Genomic DNA, 15172 nt, shown 5'->3' on the forward strand with positions numbered 1-15172 from the left:
GACCTATCTGCCTATATGACAGGTTGGGGTTCCGGTGTCGCAATCTCCGCCTCGATCGCGCGAACCAGAAGTGCCGTCGTCTCCATGTGCAGGCGCATCGCCGCTGAGGCGGCTTCGGATTCGCCTGCCGCGATGGCTTCGATGATCCGGGCATGTTCGGCGTGTTCGCTTCCGACCAGACCCATAACCTCGCGGTGGGAACGCAGCCGGGTCATGGCTTCGAAGACGTGACTGCGAACGGCATCCGTCACCCCGAGCAACGCCGGGTTACCGCTCGACTCAGCGATTCGCCGATGCAATTCGAGGTCGAGTTCGACGTAGAGCCTCGCGTCGCCGACGGCTTCGCGCATCTCAGCCTCGAGTGCCACCAGGGACTCGCGCTGAGCGATCGTCGACCGGGTCGCGGCAAGCTGAGCCGCTTCGATCTCGAGCGGTGCCCGCAACTCCATGAGCGTCGTCAGCGGTTCGGGAGAGGTGCGGATGGCTCGCGACAGGAACAGGGCGACCAGATGCGAATCGAGCTGTCGAACGACCGCAGTGCGGCCGTTCGACAACTCGATGAGTCCGAGCGCTGCCAGCGCGCTCAACGCTTCGCGAATGACCGGGCGCGAGACGCCGAAGCGTTCGCTGAGCGCCGCGGTCGACGGCAGCGCATCGCCCGGTGCGAGCCGCGCCTCATCGATGTACTCGATGAGGGCGCGGTGCACCTGGGCGGTCAGGGGCTCGCGGATGAGATCGGTTGACACGGTTGCAAGCGTAGGCATAAGAGCACCGTGAAACCAATCCGCCGCGAGCGCAGCCCTAGAACGTGTTGATCAATCCCATGACACCGACGAAGGTGATGGACAACGCCGAGATGAGAAGCATCACCGTTGTCGGCTTGCCGTCCTTCACGCGCGGGTCCGTCTGGGTGCGTGACAGGTAGATCGTGGCGATCGCAACGCCGATGAGGAAGATCGCGTTGAGCACGCCGGCCAGGAGCACGAGGGGCAGAGGCGAGGAGACGATGGTGCCGAACAGTCCCCAGACGAGCGGAAGGATGATCATGATCCATCGCATCCAGCGGTCCCGCTGGTCCTGGTTGAACCAGTCGAAGGCGCCGAAGAGGGAGAGCGTGTTGCCGATCTGACGTCCGAGGCTCGGAACGTTCGCGATGATGGTCTTGAACAACGCCAGGCCGGCGCCGAGCAGGAAGATCGTCGCACCCCATGCGCCGATTCCCGCTTCGAAGGTGCCGGAGAGAGTCGTCATCACTTCGGTGCCAGCAGGAACAATGCCCTGCGGGTGCAGAACAGCAGCACCGAGCATGTAGAAGGCAGCCGTGCTGACGGTGTAGATGACCCAGGAGACCCAGGCGTCCACCTTCATCACCGAGATCCAACCGCGGGCGCGGCGCTCCCAGGCCTCAGTTGCGTCCTTCGGGCCTGTCCATGCTGCGTATCCCTTTTCGACACACCAGTACGTGTATGCCGTCATCTCGCCAGCGCCGACTCCGGTGAGTCCGAACATGGCCAGGGCGATGCCGACGGCGCCGATCGCGATATTGAACTGGAAGCCTTCGGCGAGATCTGCGCCGGACCAGGCGAACTCGGTGCCCTGGATGAGGAACACCATGGTGACAGCGAATGCCGTCACAGCGAAGACGAGGACAGTGGACACCCGCTCGACGATGGCGTACTTGTTCGCCAGGTGGATGAGGATGGCGAGGCCGGCGAGGATCGCGACCCAGGTGCCGATCGAGAGCAGCGAGTATGGCTCGCCACCGATCGGGAACAGGGTGCTGAAGGCGAACGCCGCCGCGCTGATGACTCCGGCCTGGCTGGTGAGGAACTGGACGAACATGAGCAGGACGAGCCAGGCCATCCAGCCGCGCTTACCGATTCGCGGTGGGACGTCGTCGTAGCCGGCGAGAGCGACACGGCCGGTCGAGATCGTCCACCTGGCCAGTTCGATCTGCACCCAGACCTTGACGAAGGTCGAGACGAAGACGAGCCAGAACAGCATGAAGCCGGCTTGTGCGCCGAGGGCGGTCGCCGTCAGGAGCTCGCCGGAGCCGACGACGGCTGCCGAGGTGATCATCCCCGGGCCGAGGAAGCGGAAGCGGCCGAGCAGGTTCTTCGGCGGTTCTTTGATCTGCGTTCCGTCAACGATGTAGGGGTCGGAACGTCGGATCGACGTCGTCGCATCCGTTGTGGTGGGTGTCGTCATAATGGCCTCCTTGCCAGCCGGCGTTGGCGACCTCCGCCTTACGCGGAAGCCAACCTATCAGCTAGTACGATAGGTCCCAAATCGAGGCGGCCCATCAGCGGATGCCGTGTGGTGCGGCGTTTTCACGCGGTGCGGACGGGTTCATTCGGTGTGCCGGGTGTTCCGGTCCGGAGTGCGTGAAGTGGTGCTCACAGCCAGCGTCCGGTCCGAGCCCGCGCACGGGTCGGAGCGGACGCCCGGCGTGCTCAGGCCCGAAGATCCCGCAGAAGCCGAGCGGTCGCGACGGCCGCTTCAGCAGCCTCGCGTCCCTTGTCTTCCTTCGAGCCCGGCAGTCCGGCACGGTCGAGGCCCTGCTGTTCATCGTCGAGGGTGAGCACCCCGAATCCGACCGGTTTGCCGGTCTGGATCGAGACGTTCGTGAGGCCGGATGTCGCGGCATCCGACACGTACTCGAAGTGCGGGGTTCCACCACGGATGATCACGCCGAGGGCGACGACCGCGTCGGCGCCGGCCTCGAGCGCCGCCTTGGCAGCGACCGGGAGCTCGAAACTGCCCGGAACGCGCACGAGGCGGTGCGATGCCCCGCTCTCGTCGAGTGCGCTCCTCGCGCCGGCGATCAGCCCGTTGGTGATCTCCTCATGCCAGTGCCCGGCGATGACGACGATGTCGAGGCCGGTGCCGTCGACGTTCAGTTCGGGGGATCCTTCACCGCTCATGATGTTGTCCTGCTTTCCTGGCCTGCGGCCGTAATTGCTGTCGGTGTGAATTCGTGGCCCATTCGGTCACGTTTGGTTTCGAGATAGGTCTCGTTGAAAGCGCCGACGCCGACGACGAGCGGAACCCGTTCGGTCACCGTGACGCCGTACTCCTCGAGCTGACGCACCTTCTCCGGGTTGTTGGTGAGGAGCCGGATGCTCGTGATTCCCAGGTCGTGGAGGATCGACGTGGCTGCCGCGTAGTCCCTGGCGTCGGCCGGGAGGCCGAGCGCGAGGTTGGCGTCGAGGGTGTCGAGACCGTCCTCCTGCAGCTGGTACGCCCGCAGCTTGTTGATCAGGCCGATGCCTCTGCCTTCGTGGCCGCGCAGGTACACCACGATGCCGCCGTGGCGCTGGATGGCGTCGAGGGCGGTGTCGAGCTGGGGGCCGCATTCGCACTTGAGCGAGCCGAACGCCTCACCCGTCAGGCACTCCGAGTGCACCCGGACGACGGCGCCTGGCGCGGTGTGGTCGCCGGCGAGGATGGCGACATGGTCGGCGCCGGTGTTGCGGTCACGGTAGGCGCGCATGCGGAAGGTGCCGTGCGTTGTCGGCACGTTCGTCTCGACCTCGAACAGCACGGCGGATGCCCGGGTGACGGGTTCGCGGTCGTCGATCGCGAAGTCGGCAGAAGGAATCGGTCCGGCGGATGCCGCCGGGGCCGACTCGCGGGTGTTCAGGTAGTCGATGAGCGCGGCGATGGTGATCACCGGCAGGCCGTCACGTTCGCCGAGGGCGATGAGCCCAGGCAGTCGCATCATGTTGCCGTCGTCATCGACGACCTCGCAGATCGCGCCGACGGGGGTCAGCCCGGCGAGGGTCATCAGGTCGACGGCGGCCTCGGTGTGGCCGGCGCGCGTCCTCACGCCTCCGTCGACGGCGCGCAACGGAACGATGTGCCCTGGTCGGATGAGGTCGGTCGGCACAGCGTCCGGGTTGCCGAGGGCGCGCAGCGTGTGTGCCCGATCGGCGGCGCTGATGCCTGTGGTGATCCGGTCGGCGGCGTCGACGGTGATCGTGTAGGCGGTGTGCCGGGAATCCTGGCTCTCGGAGACCATGATCGGCAGTTCGAGCCGGTCGGCGATTTCGTTCGTCATCGGAGCGCAGATGTAACCACTCGTGTTCCGCACCGTCCAGGCGACCCAGTCGCGGGTCGCGAGTTCGGCGGAGAGGATGACGTCTCCTTCGTTCTCGCGGCCTTCGTCATCGGCGACCAGCACCGGCTTGCCCTGACGGAGCGCCGCAAGCGCTTCGGGGATCGTGGCGAGGCTCATGCGTCGCTCCTTTCGCCGGCCGGCTGTGCCGTCGGCATCCGTTCCTGGGCGAACTGGAGTGCGAGCATGCGCTCCACGTGCCGCGCCAGGATGTCTGTTTCGATGTTGACCTTCTCGCCGACGACGCGAGCGCCGAGGGTCGTCGCCGTCAGGGTCTCCGGGATGAGCGACACTTCGAACCACTGCTCGGCCAGGGTGGCGGGGGAAACTGCGCTGACGGTGAGCGAGATGCCGTCGATCGCGATCGACCCCTTGTCGGTGACGAGCCTCGCAAGGTCGTCCGCGAGGCTGAACCGCACAACCCGCCAGGCGCTTCCGTCGCTGATCGAGAGAATCGTCGCCGTGCCGTCGATGTGCCCCTGAACGATGTGGCCGCCCAGGCGGTCGCCGACTTCGGCGGCACGTTCCAGGTTGACTCTGCGGCCGGGCTCGACTCCGTCGAGCGTCGACATGGCGAGGGTCTGGGCCATCACGTCGACGGTGAAGGAGTCCGAACTCTGGTCGACGACGGTGAGGCAGACGCCGGACACAGAGATCGAGTCGCCGTGCTTCGCCCCGGTGACGGCGAGCGGTCCGCGGACCGTGATCCGCGCAGCATCCGCGGTGCGGTCCACGTCGGTGACCTCGCCGATCTCTTCGATGATTCCGGTGAACATGGTCAGGAGTGTCCTTTCGGGCGGGCGATGATCAGCAGATCGTCACCGAGGGTGTGCACGCTGTCGACGGCGAGCCGTCTGGCGTCTGAGATCGAGCCGACCCCGATGTCGGTGACGGCCGTGCGGCTGCCGCCGAGCAACGCGGGGGCGAGGTAGATGAGGTATTCGTCGACGAGCCCAGCGGCGATGAACGCGCTGATCAGCGTCGGCCCACCCTCGAGGAACAGAGAGCGGATGCCGCGCGCGTGCAGCTTGGCGAGATCGGCGGCGAGGTCCTGCCCGTCGAAGCGGACCGGGCGCCGCGGGTGCGCGTGCAGAGCGGCGGATTCGGGAAGATCGCGACGGCCGAAGACCACCGGTGTCGGCTGCGACGGGTACAGCGTGCCGGACGCCGTGCGCGCGGTCAACGCCGGATTGTCGGCCAGGACGGTGCCGGTTCCGACGCCGATGGCGTCGGCTGCGGCGCGGCGGGAGTGCACGTCGGCGCGAGCCTCAGGTCCGGTCACCCACTGGCTGCTGCCGTCGTTCGCTGCGGCGCGGCCATCGAGGCTCTGCGCCCACTTGGCGATGACGAAGGGGCGGCCCAGGCGAGCGGCGACGAGCCAGCTGCCGAGCAGTGCCTCGCCTGCGGCGTGGAGCACACCAGGGACGACCTCGACGCCCGCGGCGCGAAGCCGCTCGGCGCCGCTCCTCGAGTGTTCGCCCGGGTCGTCGACCGAATACACGACGCGAGCGACGCCCGCGTCGATCAGCGCCTGGGCACAGGGGCCGGTGCGGCCCGTGTGGTTGCAGGGTTCGAGTGTCACCACGGCGGTTGCGCCGCGAGCGCCGCCCGGGGCGAGGTGCGACAGGGCGTCGGTTTCGGCGTGGGCGGTGCCGGCTCCGCGGTGCCACCCTTCGGCGATCACCGTGCCTGCCTCATCCAGCAGCACGCAACCGACCTGGGGGTTCACCCCCCGTGCCGGTCCGCGGCGCGCGAGTTCGAACGCCCGGCGCATGGCATCGGCCAGCGCGGGCGCAACGAGCCCGGCACCAGTGTGCTCGTTGCTCTCGGTCGTGTGGCGGGGCGCCATCGGATTCCTTCTCGTTGTGGAACGAGCCCCGGGGTGCCGCGACCAGCGCAAACGCCGTCGACGACCGCGGTGCAGGGAATCCTGCGACGCGCGTGCTGCCTCCCATCCGGACTCGAGCCTGGCCGCTTTCGCCACCTGACCCATAACCGTCGGTACCGGAATTTCACCAGTTCAATTCCGCACACTGCTGTGTGGAACTCGCGGACTATCACCGCCGGTTCGGACTCTCACCGACCCCGGAGCACGTTATTCGTTATGTCTATCGTATGGTCAACGCGCTCGGGCCCGCAGTATTCCCCGCGTATGTGACGGAGTTCGGAGATCAGCCGTGTTCAGGCGGCCAGGATCTGCCGAGCCGTTCCCGAATCGACGATGAGGTCGGTGACCAGCCCGGCGGCGAGGGCGCCACGGAGGGTCTGCAGTTTGCTCTCACCCGAGACGACGCACACCCGCCTGGCGATGCCGCGGAGGACGTCGAGGCTCGGGCCGCTTGACCTGTTGTTGAGATCGATGCCGTCGCTCGAGCCGTCCTCACGGTAGAAGACGGTGGCGATGTCGCCGACCACCCCTGTCGCGCGCAACTGGGCGAAGTCATCCTCGTCGAGGTACCCGCCGATGTAGACGTGGCTCGGCACCCCGGCGAACGGAGAGCCAAGCCCGAACACGATGATGTCGAGCGTCTTCTGCATGTCGACGACCCGGCTGATGCTGCGCTCACGCCAGAGCGCTGCTTTCGTGGCCGGGTCGTCGAAGACGGCGGGCACCGGGAACTGCTGCACGCTCGCCCCGAACGCCGAACCGAATCGCTGAAGAATCTCGCTGGCGTAGAGGATGCCTGTCGTGCGCGGGTTCGCGGCACCGTTGAGTTGTACGACGGTGGAGTTGTGGGTCGCCTTCGCGAGCAGGTGCCGGGACAACGCACTCATCGTCGACCCCCATGCCACTCCGAGGGACATGTTGGAGTCGACGAATCCGCCGAGAATCCGTGCAGCGGAGAGCGCCACCCGGTCGAGTCGTTCGACGTCGCTGGACTGGTCAGGAACCGGGACGACGTGCGCGGTGACCCCGAATCGCGCGCGGATGTCACCCTCGAGCTGGCGCGGCATGTCGAGGGGAGATCGCACCTGGATTTCGACCAGGCCGGTTTCTCGCGCGTGCCCGAGGAGCCGGGAAACCGACGACCGGGAGGTGTGGAGTTCGTGCGCGATGGCATCCATCGTCAGATCCTGCAGGTAGTACAACTGCGCTGCAGTGAGAGCGTCCCTCGTCTTCGGACTCAATTGCGCGGCTTTGGACGGACTCATCTCGAACTCCTTGCACGTTTGTGCATCGGGTTTGCACGTTGGTGAATATACCCGAACAATCGATTGGACACGAGAGAAGCACGCGACACGGATGCCGTCGGCCAACGCCGGAGCTCCAGGTTCCGTCGCCGAAGGAGAGCAGAAGCAATGAAGCAGACAGCAACGCAGCCAGGCAATCGGCGGGCCTCCGTCAACACCCTGCTGAACCGTCCACGTGCCCGCGTGCTTGTCATCGGCGGTGGAATCAACGGGCTGGCCGCCTTCCGCGACCTGGCCCTTCAGGGTGTCGACGTGGCGCTCGTCGAACGCGGGGACTACTGCTCCGGCGCGTCTGCCGCGTCCAGCCATATGATCCACGGGGGCATCCGCTACCTGGAGAACGGTGAGTTCCGGCTCGTTCAGGAGTCGGTCACCGAACGCAACGGCCTGCTCAAGATCGCCCCGCACTACGTGAAGCCGCTCGAAACCACCGTGCCGATCTTTTCCACCTTCTCCGGAATCGTCTCGGCCCCGCTGCGTTTCCTCACCCACAAGTCGGGTAAGCCCGAGGAACGCGGCGCGCTGCTGATCAAGGTCGGCCTCGTGCTCTACGACTCCTTCTCGCGTGACGGCGGCTCGGTGCCGCGGCATCGGTTCTTCGGGAGGAAGAAAGCGCTCGCCGCCCTGCCGCAGCTCAACCCCGACCTGAAATACACGGCGACCTACTTCGACGCGTCCGTGCACGACCCGGAGCGGCTCGCCCTCGACGTGCTCCGCGACGGGCTCGACACCGGACCGCACGCCCGCGCCGCCAACTACGTCGAGGCAGTCGGCTTCGACGACGACGCCGTGGTGTTGCGCGACGGTGTCAGTGGTGAGGAGTTCTCCTTCCGCGCAGACGTCGTGATCAACGCATCCGGGCCGTGGACCGACCTGACGAACACCGCCCTGGGCCAGTCGAGTGCGCTGATGGGCGGCACGAAAGGGTCGCACATCGTCCTCGACAACCCCGAGCTGCTCGCCGCGACCGGCGGCCGCGAAATCTTCTTCGAGCACGAGGACGGCCGGATCGTCCTGATCTACCCGCTCAAGGGCAAGGTTCTGGTCGGCACCACAGACATCGATGCGGACCCGACCCAGCCGGCCGTCTGCACCGAAGAAGAAGTCGACTACTTCTTCGACCTCGTGAAGCACGTCTTCCCGGCCATTTCCGTCGACCGGGATGACATCGTCTACCGGTTCAGCGGCATCCGCCCTCTTCCCGGTCACGGCGACCTCGAACCCGGGTTCGTCTCCCGTGACTACCGCATCGTCGCCACATCGCTCGGTGCCGGCACCATGCTGAGCCTCGTCGGCGGCAAGTGGACGACGTTCCGCGCGCTCGCAGAACACCTGTCCACCGAGGCGCTGCACCTGCTCGGGATGCCGAGGACCGTATCGACGGCGGGGCTGCCGATCGGCGGAGGAGCGGGCTTCCCGGCTACGGATGCCGCGATGCAGGTCTGGCTCGCAGACAATTCCCGTGAGCTCGGCCGGGCGCGGGCGCTCCAGCTGTTGGAACGGTACGGCACGCACGCGACTGCCCTCATCGAAGAACTCGCCGAGGCCGGGGACGACCGGCTCCGGAACGCGCCTGACTACAGCATTCAGGAGATCACCCGACTGATCCGCACGGAGCACGTGGTGCACCTGCTCGACCTGCTGCAGCGACGCACGAGCATCGCGTTCACCGGGGGAGCGACAGAGGGCCTCCTGGCTGAGCTCGCCTCGCTGCTCGCCGACGCCCGCGGCTTGACGCCCGAGCAGGTCGATGCGGAGATCCACGCGGCGGCCCACACCCTTCGGACGGTGCACGGCGTGCACCTGAACGCACGCCACGTCACCTCCGGCGCCTGAGAAGACAGGTGAACGGGCGAATACCTGCACGCATTCTCACCCGAACCCTCTTGTCCCGCGGAGTCAAAGCTCGATAGCTTGCACAGAGGATCGAAAACCATTACCGGCCGGGCCGTGGGCCCGGGGCGGAATAAGTAAGGAAGGTCAACGTGGACGTTACTTTAGGCTCTATCTTTCTCTCGGAGGTCGTCGGTACGGCGCTTCTCATCCTGCTCGGTGCTGGGGTGGTCGCCAACGTGGTACTCGCTAAGACCAAAGGGTTCAACGGCGGCTGGCTCCTGATCAACTTCGGGTGGGGCTTCGCTGTCTACATCGGTGTTCTCGCTGCTTATCTGTCCGGTGCACACCTGAACCCGGCCGTCACCGTTGGCCTCATCACATCCGGTCTCCAGGAATACCAGGAGGGCATCCCGGTGGACTTCGCCTCGACGTTCACCTACTTCGGTGGCGAATTCCTCGGAGCGTTCATCGGTGCCGTCCTCGCCTGGGTGACATACAAGCAGCACTTCGACGCCTCAGACGACGCCGGCGCCAAGCTCGCCGTCTTCTCGACCGGCCCCGCCATCCGCAGCTACGCCTGGAACCTCGTGACCGAGATCATCGGTACCTTCGTGCTGGTCTTCGCTGTGCTGTCGTTCAGCCGCCAGGGAGAGACGCCGGGACTCGCTGCACTCGGCGCGTTGCCTGTCGCAATCGTCGTTGTGGCCATCGGTATCTCCCTCGGTGGGCCGACGGGTTACGCGATCAACCCTGCGCGTGACCTCGCACCCCGCATCGCCCACGCGATCCTCCCGATTCGCGACAAGGGGCCGAGCGACTGGAGCTACGCCTGGGTGCCCGTCGTCGGACCCCTGCTCGGTGGAGCGATCGCGGGCTGGGCCTCGCTGGTCCTTCTTCCGACCGTCGGCGCAGTTTGATCCCTGCCGGCGGCGGCCCGCCGTCGCCGGCATCCCCTGGAAAACCACGCATTGCCAACAAAGGAGTTACCCATCATGGCGGACTACGTCCTCGCAATCGACCAGGGAACGACCAGTTCCCGAGCCATCGTCTTCGACAAATCCGGTTCGATCATCTCGACCGGGCAGCTGGAGCACGAACAGATCTTCCCGAAGGCCGGCTGGGTCGAGCACGACCCGGCAGAGATCTGGAACAACACGCGTGAGGTCATCGGCCAGGCGCTGTCCAAGGCCAGCCTCACCCGGCACGACATCGCCGCCATCGGTATCACCAACCAGCGCGAAACCGCCGTGGTGTGGGATAAGACCACCGGCAAGCCGGTCTACAACGCGATCGTCTGGCAGGACACCCGCACCCAGTCGATCGTCGACCGGTTCGCGGCCGACGGCGGCGTCGAGCGGTTCAAGCAGAAGGTCGGCCTTCCGCTCGCGACCTACTTCTCCGGCACGAAGATCGTCTGGATCCTCGAAAACGTCGACGGCGCCCGCGAGAAAGCGGATGCCGGGGACCTGCTGTTCGGCACGACCGACAGCTGGGTGCTCTGGAACCTCACCGGCGGCACCGACGGCGGCGTCCACGTCACCGACGTGACCAACGCCAGCCGGACCCTGTTCATGGATCTTGAGACTCTGCAGTGGGACGACGAGATCCTCTCGGTGTTCAACGTGCCCAGGTCGATGCTGCCCGAGATCAAGTCCTCGAGCGAGGTCTACGGTCACGGACACAGCTCGAGCCTGCTCCGTGAGACGCCGATCGCCGGCATCCTCGGCGACCAGCAGGCGGCCACCTTCGGCCAGGCAGCGTTCGACACCGGCGAGTCGAAGAACACCTACGGCACCGGCAACTTCCTCATCTTCAACACGGGCGAAGAGATTGTCCACTCGAAGAACGGCCTGCTCACCACGCTCGGCTACAAGCTCGGCGACGCCAAGCCGCACTACGCGCTCGAAGGATCGATCGCGGTGACCGGTTCGCTGATCCAATGGCTGCGCGACAACCTCGGCATCATCAGCACGTCTGCTGAGGTCGAGACGCTCGCCACCACGGTCGACGACAACGGCGGGGTCTACATCGTCCCGGCGTTCTCCGGACTGTTCGCCCCGTACTGGAAGCCCGAGGCTCGCGGTGTCATCGTCGGACTCACCCGGTTCGTGAACAAGGGACACATCGCCCGCGCTGCGCTCGAGGCGACGGCGTTCCAGACCCGCGAGGTGCTCGACGCTGTCAACGCCGACTCCGGTGTCGACCTGACCGAGCTCAAGGTCGACGGCGGCATGGTCGCCAACGACGCTCTCATGCAGTTCCAGGCCGACATCCTCAACGTGCCGGTCGTCCGTCCGGTCGTTGCGGAGACCACCGCGCTCGGCGCGGCCTACGCGGCCGGTCTCGCGGTGGGCTTCTGGGCCAACCTCGACGACCTGCGCGCGAACTGGCAGGAAGACAAGCGCTGGGAACCGTCGATGGACGCCGCAGATCGTGACCGCTTCCTCCGCCTCTGGAGGAAGGCCGTCACCCGGTCCTTCGACTGGGTCGACGAAGACGTGCAGTAGTCCTGTGAACTCGGGCCCGTCCTCCCCACGGAGGGCGGGCCCGTTTCCACGCCCGCTGGGCGGCCGAACGCATGCTCGACAGGACATTTTGCCAGCGCCGCACGTTCAGCAGCAGAAAACGGCGGTTTCTGACGGCCATTCCCTGTCCGACGGCGCGCTACAGCTCGTCGAGCGTCGCGATCGTCCGCACGCCTGCAGCCTTCGCCAGCTCGACCGGGTCCTCGGAGGTCTCGCCGTGGCCGATCGCCCCGACGACGACGTCCTCGCCGAATCGGTTCAGCCACACGCCCTCGAGGCCAGCGGATTCCGCGCCGACGGCATCCGTCAGCAGCCGGTCCCCGACGTACAGGGCGTCGTTCGGGGCGATGTCGAAGAGGGCACACGCGTGTTCGAAGATTCGCGGGTCCGGCTTCGCCACCCCGACGTCACCGGAGGCGATGAGGTGTTCGAATCGGTCGCTGAGTCCCGTGCGCTCGAGTTTGACCCGCTGATAGTCCGCCTCACCGTTGGTGATCACGCCAACCCGCACACCGGCATCCGCCAACCGGTCCAGGCAGGGAAGAGCGTCGTCGAAGAGTTCCCAGGCACCCCGGTAACTGTCGAAATAGCTGTCGAACCAGGCATCCGCCTCGACTGCGGAGAGGGTGAGGCCGTGCGCCGCCGCGAAGTCGAGTGCCCGCGCGCGCCGCTGCCCGGCGAAGGTCAGCTCCTTGGAGAGGTACCGGTGGTAGTGCCGGTCTTCGAGCTCATGCCAGAGGGCAACTGAGCGTTCCCGGTCGGGAAGCGGAAACGCGGCCGTCCGGTCGACGTGACGGAGGATTCCGAGCGAGACGGCGCCGCGGTGGTCCAGCAGCGTGTCATCGAGGTCGAACAGGGCCAGCTTCGTCATCGCAGGAAAGCCTCGGCGGGCCAGCCGTGCGCAGGGCCGGGCAGGTCGGCCGGGCTCAGCTCTGCGCGGTGACTCGGCGGGAACTCGCCGAATCGTTCGACCTCGCCGCGCCCGGTTCCGAGATAGCGAAACCCGGTTCGCTGGGCGACGAGAGCTGAGCTGGCGTTCCCAACCATGGCTTCCCACCGGATGGATTTGTTCGACATGCGGCCGGGGATGTCCCATTGGCCGGAGAAGACCCAGCCGGCAACGGCGCGGACCGCTTCGGGCATGTACCCGGAACCGCGCCAGGGGGCGCCCAGCCAGAAACCGACCATCGCCTGGGTGTCGTTCCAGTCCCGCAGCGAGACGACGCCGAGCAGCGTGCGCTCGTTCTTACGCCGAAGGGCCCAGGTCAGTTCGGTGCCGCTCGACCACCCCGGGTTCACCACTCGCGAGAGGAAGTTCTCGGCGTCGGACAGCGCGTACGGCTGGGGCACTGTGGTGAACTGCTGGATCAGCGGGTCCTGGCAGTAGGCGTAGATGAACGGGATGTCGCGTTCGTTCGGCGCGTCAAGGATCAAACGGTCTGTTTCGAGTCGCACGACATCCATGCCCCCCAGCTTACCGACGGGATGTCACGAGCTACCGGCGCAGAAGACCGACCCGCTCATAAGCGACCGCGAGCGTCTTCTCGGCCGCGTCGTTCGCCTTCGCGGCGTTGACCGCGAGCAGGCGGTCGAGCTCAGCCGGGTCGTCGAGCAGTTCGAGCGTGCGGGCGCGCACCGGCTCGAACACCGCGTTCACGGCCTCGACGACACCCTTTTTGAGGTCGCCATAGCCGCGGCCCGCGTACTCGTCGACGATGGCGTCGATCGTCCACCCCGACATGGCCGAGAAAATGGTCAGCAGGTTGGACACACCGGGTTTCGCGTCCCGGTCGAAACGGATGCTCGCGTCGTCATCGGTGACCGCACGCATGATCTTCTTCGCGTTGACCTTCGGGTCGTCGAGAAGCTTGATCAGGCCGGCCTCGCTCTCGGCCGACTTCGACATCTTCGCATCCGGGTGCTGAAGATCGTAAATTTTCGCCGTCTCCTTGAGGATGACCGGCTCCGGCACGACGAAGGTGTCCCCGAACCGGCTGTTGAACCGGCCGGCGAGGTCCCTGGTCAGCTCCAGGTGCTGGCGCTGGTCCTCACCGACCGGCACCACATTGGTCTGGTACAGCAGGATGTCCGCCGCCATGAGCACCGGGTAGGTGAACAGCCCGACCGTGGTCGAGTCGGCCCCGAACCGCGCGGATTTGTCCTTGAACTGGGTCATCCGACCGGCCTCACCGAACCCGGTGATGTTGTTGAGCACCCAGGACAGCTGGGCGTGTGCCGGTACGTGCGACTGCACATACAGCGTGCTCTTCGACGGGTCGATTCCGGCCGCGATGTACTGTGCCGCAGTCGATCGTGTGCGGGCCCGCAGTTCCTCGGGGTTCGGTGAGCTGGTCAGGGCGTGCAGGTCGACGACGCAGTAATACGCGTCGTAGTCCTCCTGCAACGAGACCCACTGCTGGAGCGCGCCGACGAAATTTCCGAGGTGAAGCGAATCGTTCGAGGGCTGCATTCCCGAGAACAGGACAGGTTTGGTCATGGAGGAGATCCTTTGATCATTGCCGCGCTCGGCGACAGAGGAAAGCGAGAGGGGTGGCGGCGATGCGCCGTCGGACGTTCAGATCGCGTAGTCGACGACAACCGGAGCGTGGTCCGACCATCGCTCGGCGTGGGTCGCCGCCCGGTCGACGCGATAGTCCACGACGGCGGCGGCGAGGGCCGGAGTTGCGACGTGGTAATCGAGTCGCCACCCGGTGTCGGTGTCGAACGCCCGCCCGCGCTGCGACCACCAGGTGTACGGCCCGTCGACCTCACCCGCCCACTTCCGGCCGACGTCGACCCAGCCGAGGCCCTGGCCGACCGAACCGTCCACACCGGTGACCGATTCGTCCCTCGGGCCGAAGAAACGGTCGAAGTACGCGCGTTCCTGCGGCAGGAACCCGGCGTTCTTGACGTTGCCCTTCCAATTCCTGATGTCGAACTCCCGGTGGCCGACGTTGAGGTCGCCGAGCACGACAGCGTAGGGGGAGTGCTCCGCGAGTTGCGGCATCCGCTCGGTCATGGCTTCGAGGAACGTGTATTTCTCCACCTGCTTGGGGGTGTCGACGGCACCCGAGTGCACATAGGTGGACACGACGGTGATGATCGATCCGTTGACCTCATAGTCGGCCTCGAGCCAGCGCCCGGCACTGTCGAATTCCGCCGCGCCGAGTTCCACCCGGTGGATCGATGCTTTGGCCCTCGAGAGCAGGGCGACACCGGCGCGGCCTTTCGCCGTGGCCGGGTCGTGGAGAATGTCCCATTCCGGGCCGAAGAGCGCCTCGAGGTCGCTGGTGGCTGCCCGTACCTCCTGCAACGCGAGAATGTCGATGTTCGCGGCCTCCAGCCAGTCGCCCATCCCCTTGCGGAACGCGGCGCGAACCCCGTTCGTGTTGACACTGGCGATGCGGACGGTGGTGGGGGACGACATGAATCCAGCTTAGATCAGGGCACTGACGGTGAACGCAGGGCCGCAAACGTCAAGCGGTGGCCCAAACCGAGGGCA

The 15172-nt window shown here is 66.4% G+C and carries 14 protein-coding genes; 3 read left to right on the forward strand and 11 right to left on the reverse strand.

Features of this window, described 5'->3' with window-relative positions:
- Positions 1–11: 11 nt before the first annotated feature.
- From ACLQ62_RS11925 to ACLQ62_RS11955, 7 genes are all read right to left on the reverse strand, one after another.
- Entirely contained in the window at positions 12–746 is a 735-nt protein-coding gene (locus tag ACLQ62_RS11925) for a FadR/GntR family transcriptional regulator (RefSeq protein WP_411721851.1), read from the reverse strand.
- Positions 747–801: 55 nt separating this feature from the next.
- Positions 802–2208 carry an Nramp family divalent metal transporter gene (locus ACLQ62_RS11930; protein ID WP_411721852.1) on the reverse strand — a complete coding sequence of 469 codons (1407 nt, stop codon included), beginning with the start codon at positions 2206–2208 and terminating at the stop codon, positions 802–804.
- A gap of 245 nt (positions 2209–2453) precedes the next feature.
- Positions 2454–2924, reverse strand: coding sequence for a 6,7-dimethyl-8-ribityllumazine synthase (ribH, locus tag ACLQ62_RS11935; RefSeq protein WP_411721853.1), 471 nt, complete (start codon positions 2922–2924; stop codon positions 2454–2456).
- Entirely contained in the window at positions 2921–4237 is a 1317-nt protein-coding gene (gene ribA, locus ACLQ62_RS11940; protein WP_411721854.1) for a GTP cyclohydrolase II, read from the reverse strand. The genes ribH and ribA overlap by 4 nt, the downstream gene beginning before the upstream one ends.
- Positions 4234–4893, reverse strand: a complete 660-nt coding sequence (locus tag ACLQ62_RS11945) for a riboflavin synthase (RefSeq protein ID WP_411721855.1) — start codon at positions 4891–4893, stop codon at positions 4234–4236. The genes ribA and ACLQ62_RS11945 overlap by 4 nt, the downstream gene beginning before the upstream one ends.
- Positions 4894–4895: 2 nt before the next feature.
- Positions 4896–5966: a bifunctional diaminohydroxyphosphoribosylaminopyrimidine deaminase/5-amino-6-(5-phosphoribosylamino)uracil reductase RibD gene (gene ribD, locus ACLQ62_RS11950; protein WP_411721856.1), complete on the reverse strand. Its 1071-nt coding sequence runs from the start codon at positions 5964–5966 to the stop codon at positions 4896–4898.
- A gap of 332 nt (positions 5967–6298) precedes the next feature.
- The gene (locus ACLQ62_RS11955) at positions 6299–7270 is read right to left on the reverse strand and encodes a sugar-binding transcriptional regulator (protein WP_411721857.1); all 972 of its coding nucleotides are present in this window, start codon (positions 7268–7270) and stop codon (positions 6299–6301) included.
- A 147-nt stretch (positions 7271–7417) separates the two neighbouring features.
- Here ACLQ62_RS11955 and ACLQ62_RS11960 point away from each other — a divergent pair, with 147 nt between their 5' ends.
- From ACLQ62_RS11960 to glpK, 3 genes are all read left to right on the forward strand, one after another.
- On the forward strand, positions 7418–9145 hold the full coding sequence (locus ACLQ62_RS11960; protein WP_411721858.1) for an FAD-dependent oxidoreductase: 1728 nt from the start codon (positions 7418–7420) through the stop codon (positions 9143–9145).
- Positions 9146–9294: 149 nt separating this feature from the next.
- Positions 9295–10062, forward strand: a complete 768-nt coding sequence (locus ACLQ62_RS11965; RefSeq protein WP_411721859.1) for an MIP/aquaporin family protein — start codon at positions 9295–9297, stop codon at positions 10060–10062.
- A 75-nt stretch (positions 10063–10137) separates the two neighbouring features.
- Positions 10138–11652, forward strand: a complete 1515-nt coding sequence (gene glpK, locus ACLQ62_RS11970) for a glycerol kinase GlpK (RefSeq protein ID WP_411721860.1) — start codon at positions 10138–10140, stop codon at positions 11650–11652.
- 157 nt (positions 11653–11809) lie between these two features.
- Here the strand turns inward: glpK and ACLQ62_RS11975 are convergent, their stop codons facing one another.
- The 4 genes from ACLQ62_RS11975 to ACLQ62_RS11990 all read right to left on the reverse strand — a co-directional run bounded on the left by ACLQ62_RS11975 (position 11810) and on the right by ACLQ62_RS11990 (position 15097).
- Positions 11810–12541 (reverse strand): HAD family hydrolase, encoded by a 732-nt coding sequence (locus tag ACLQ62_RS11975; protein ID WP_411721861.1) that lies wholly within the window; start codon positions 12539–12541, stop codon positions 11810–11812.
- Positions 12538–13134, reverse strand: coding sequence for a GNAT family N-acetyltransferase (locus ACLQ62_RS11980; RefSeq protein WP_411721862.1), 597 nt, complete (start codon positions 13132–13134; stop codon positions 12538–12540). The genes ACLQ62_RS11975 and ACLQ62_RS11980 overlap by 4 nt, the downstream gene beginning before the upstream one ends.
- A gap of 31 nt (positions 13135–13165) precedes the next feature.
- Positions 13166–14167: a tryptophan--tRNA ligase gene (gene trpS / locus ACLQ62_RS11985; RefSeq protein ID WP_411721863.1), complete on the reverse strand. Its 1002-nt coding sequence runs from the start codon at positions 14165–14167 to the stop codon at positions 13166–13168.
- A gap of 78 nt (positions 14168–14245) precedes the next feature.
- Positions 14246–15097, reverse strand: a complete 852-nt coding sequence (locus ACLQ62_RS11990) for an exodeoxyribonuclease III (protein WP_411721864.1) — start codon at positions 15095–15097, stop codon at positions 14246–14248.
- Positions 15098–15172: the final 75 nt, after the last annotated feature.

It is taken from the genome of Mycetocola sp., assembly GCF_046716805.1.
Classification (GTDB): Bacteria; Actinomycetota; Actinomycetes; order Actinomycetales; family Microbacteriaceae; genus Mycetocola_A.

What these genes read in the sequence shown, in the direction of transcription:
- ACLQ62_RS11930 (WP_411721852.1), bottom strand. Translation starts at nt 2,208, where the DNA reads ATGACGACACCCACCACAACGGATGCGACGACGTCGATCCGACGTTCC.
- ribH (WP_411721853.1), bottom strand. Translation starts at nt 2,924, where the DNA reads ATGAGCGGTGAAGGATCCCCCGAACTGAACGTCGACGGCACCGGCCTC.
- ribA (WP_411721854.1), bottom strand. Translation starts at nt 4,237, where the DNA reads ATGAGCCTCGCCACGATCCCCGAAGCGCTTGCGGCGCTCCGTCAGGGC.
- ACLQ62_RS11945 (WP_411721855.1), bottom strand. Translation starts at nt 4,893, where the DNA reads ATGTTCACCGGAATCATCGAAGAGATCGGCGAGGTCACCGACGTGGAC.
- ribD (WP_411721856.1), bottom strand. Translation starts at nt 5,966, where the DNA reads ATGGCGCCCCGCCACACGACCGAGAGCAACGAGCACACTGGTGCCGGG.
- ACLQ62_RS11955 (WP_411721857.1), bottom strand. Translation starts at nt 7,270, where the DNA reads ATGAGTCCGTCCAAAGCCGCGCAATTGAGTCCGAAGACGAGGGACGCT.
- ACLQ62_RS11960 (WP_411721858.1), top strand. Translation starts at nt 7,418, where the DNA reads ATGAAGCAGACAGCAACGCAGCCAGGCAATCGGCGGGCCTCCGTCAAC.
- glpK (WP_411721860.1), top strand. Translation starts at nt 10,138, where the DNA reads ATGGCGGACTACGTCCTCGCAATCGACCAGGGAACGACCAGTTCCCGA.
- ACLQ62_RS11975 (WP_411721861.1), bottom strand. Translation starts at nt 12,541, where the DNA reads ATGACGAAGCTGGCCCTGTTCGACCTCGATGACACGCTGCTGGACCAC.
- ACLQ62_RS11980 (WP_411721862.1), bottom strand. Translation starts at nt 13,134, where the DNA reads ATGGATGTCGTGCGACTCGAAACAGACCGTTTGATCCTTGACGCGCCG.
- trpS (WP_411721863.1), bottom strand. Translation starts at nt 14,167, where the DNA reads ATGACCAAACCTGTCCTGTTCTCGGGAATGCAGCCCTCGAACGATTCG.
- ACLQ62_RS11990 (WP_411721864.1), bottom strand. Translation starts at nt 15,097, where the DNA reads ATGTCGTCCCCCACCACCGTCCGCATCGCCAGTGTCAACACGAACGGG.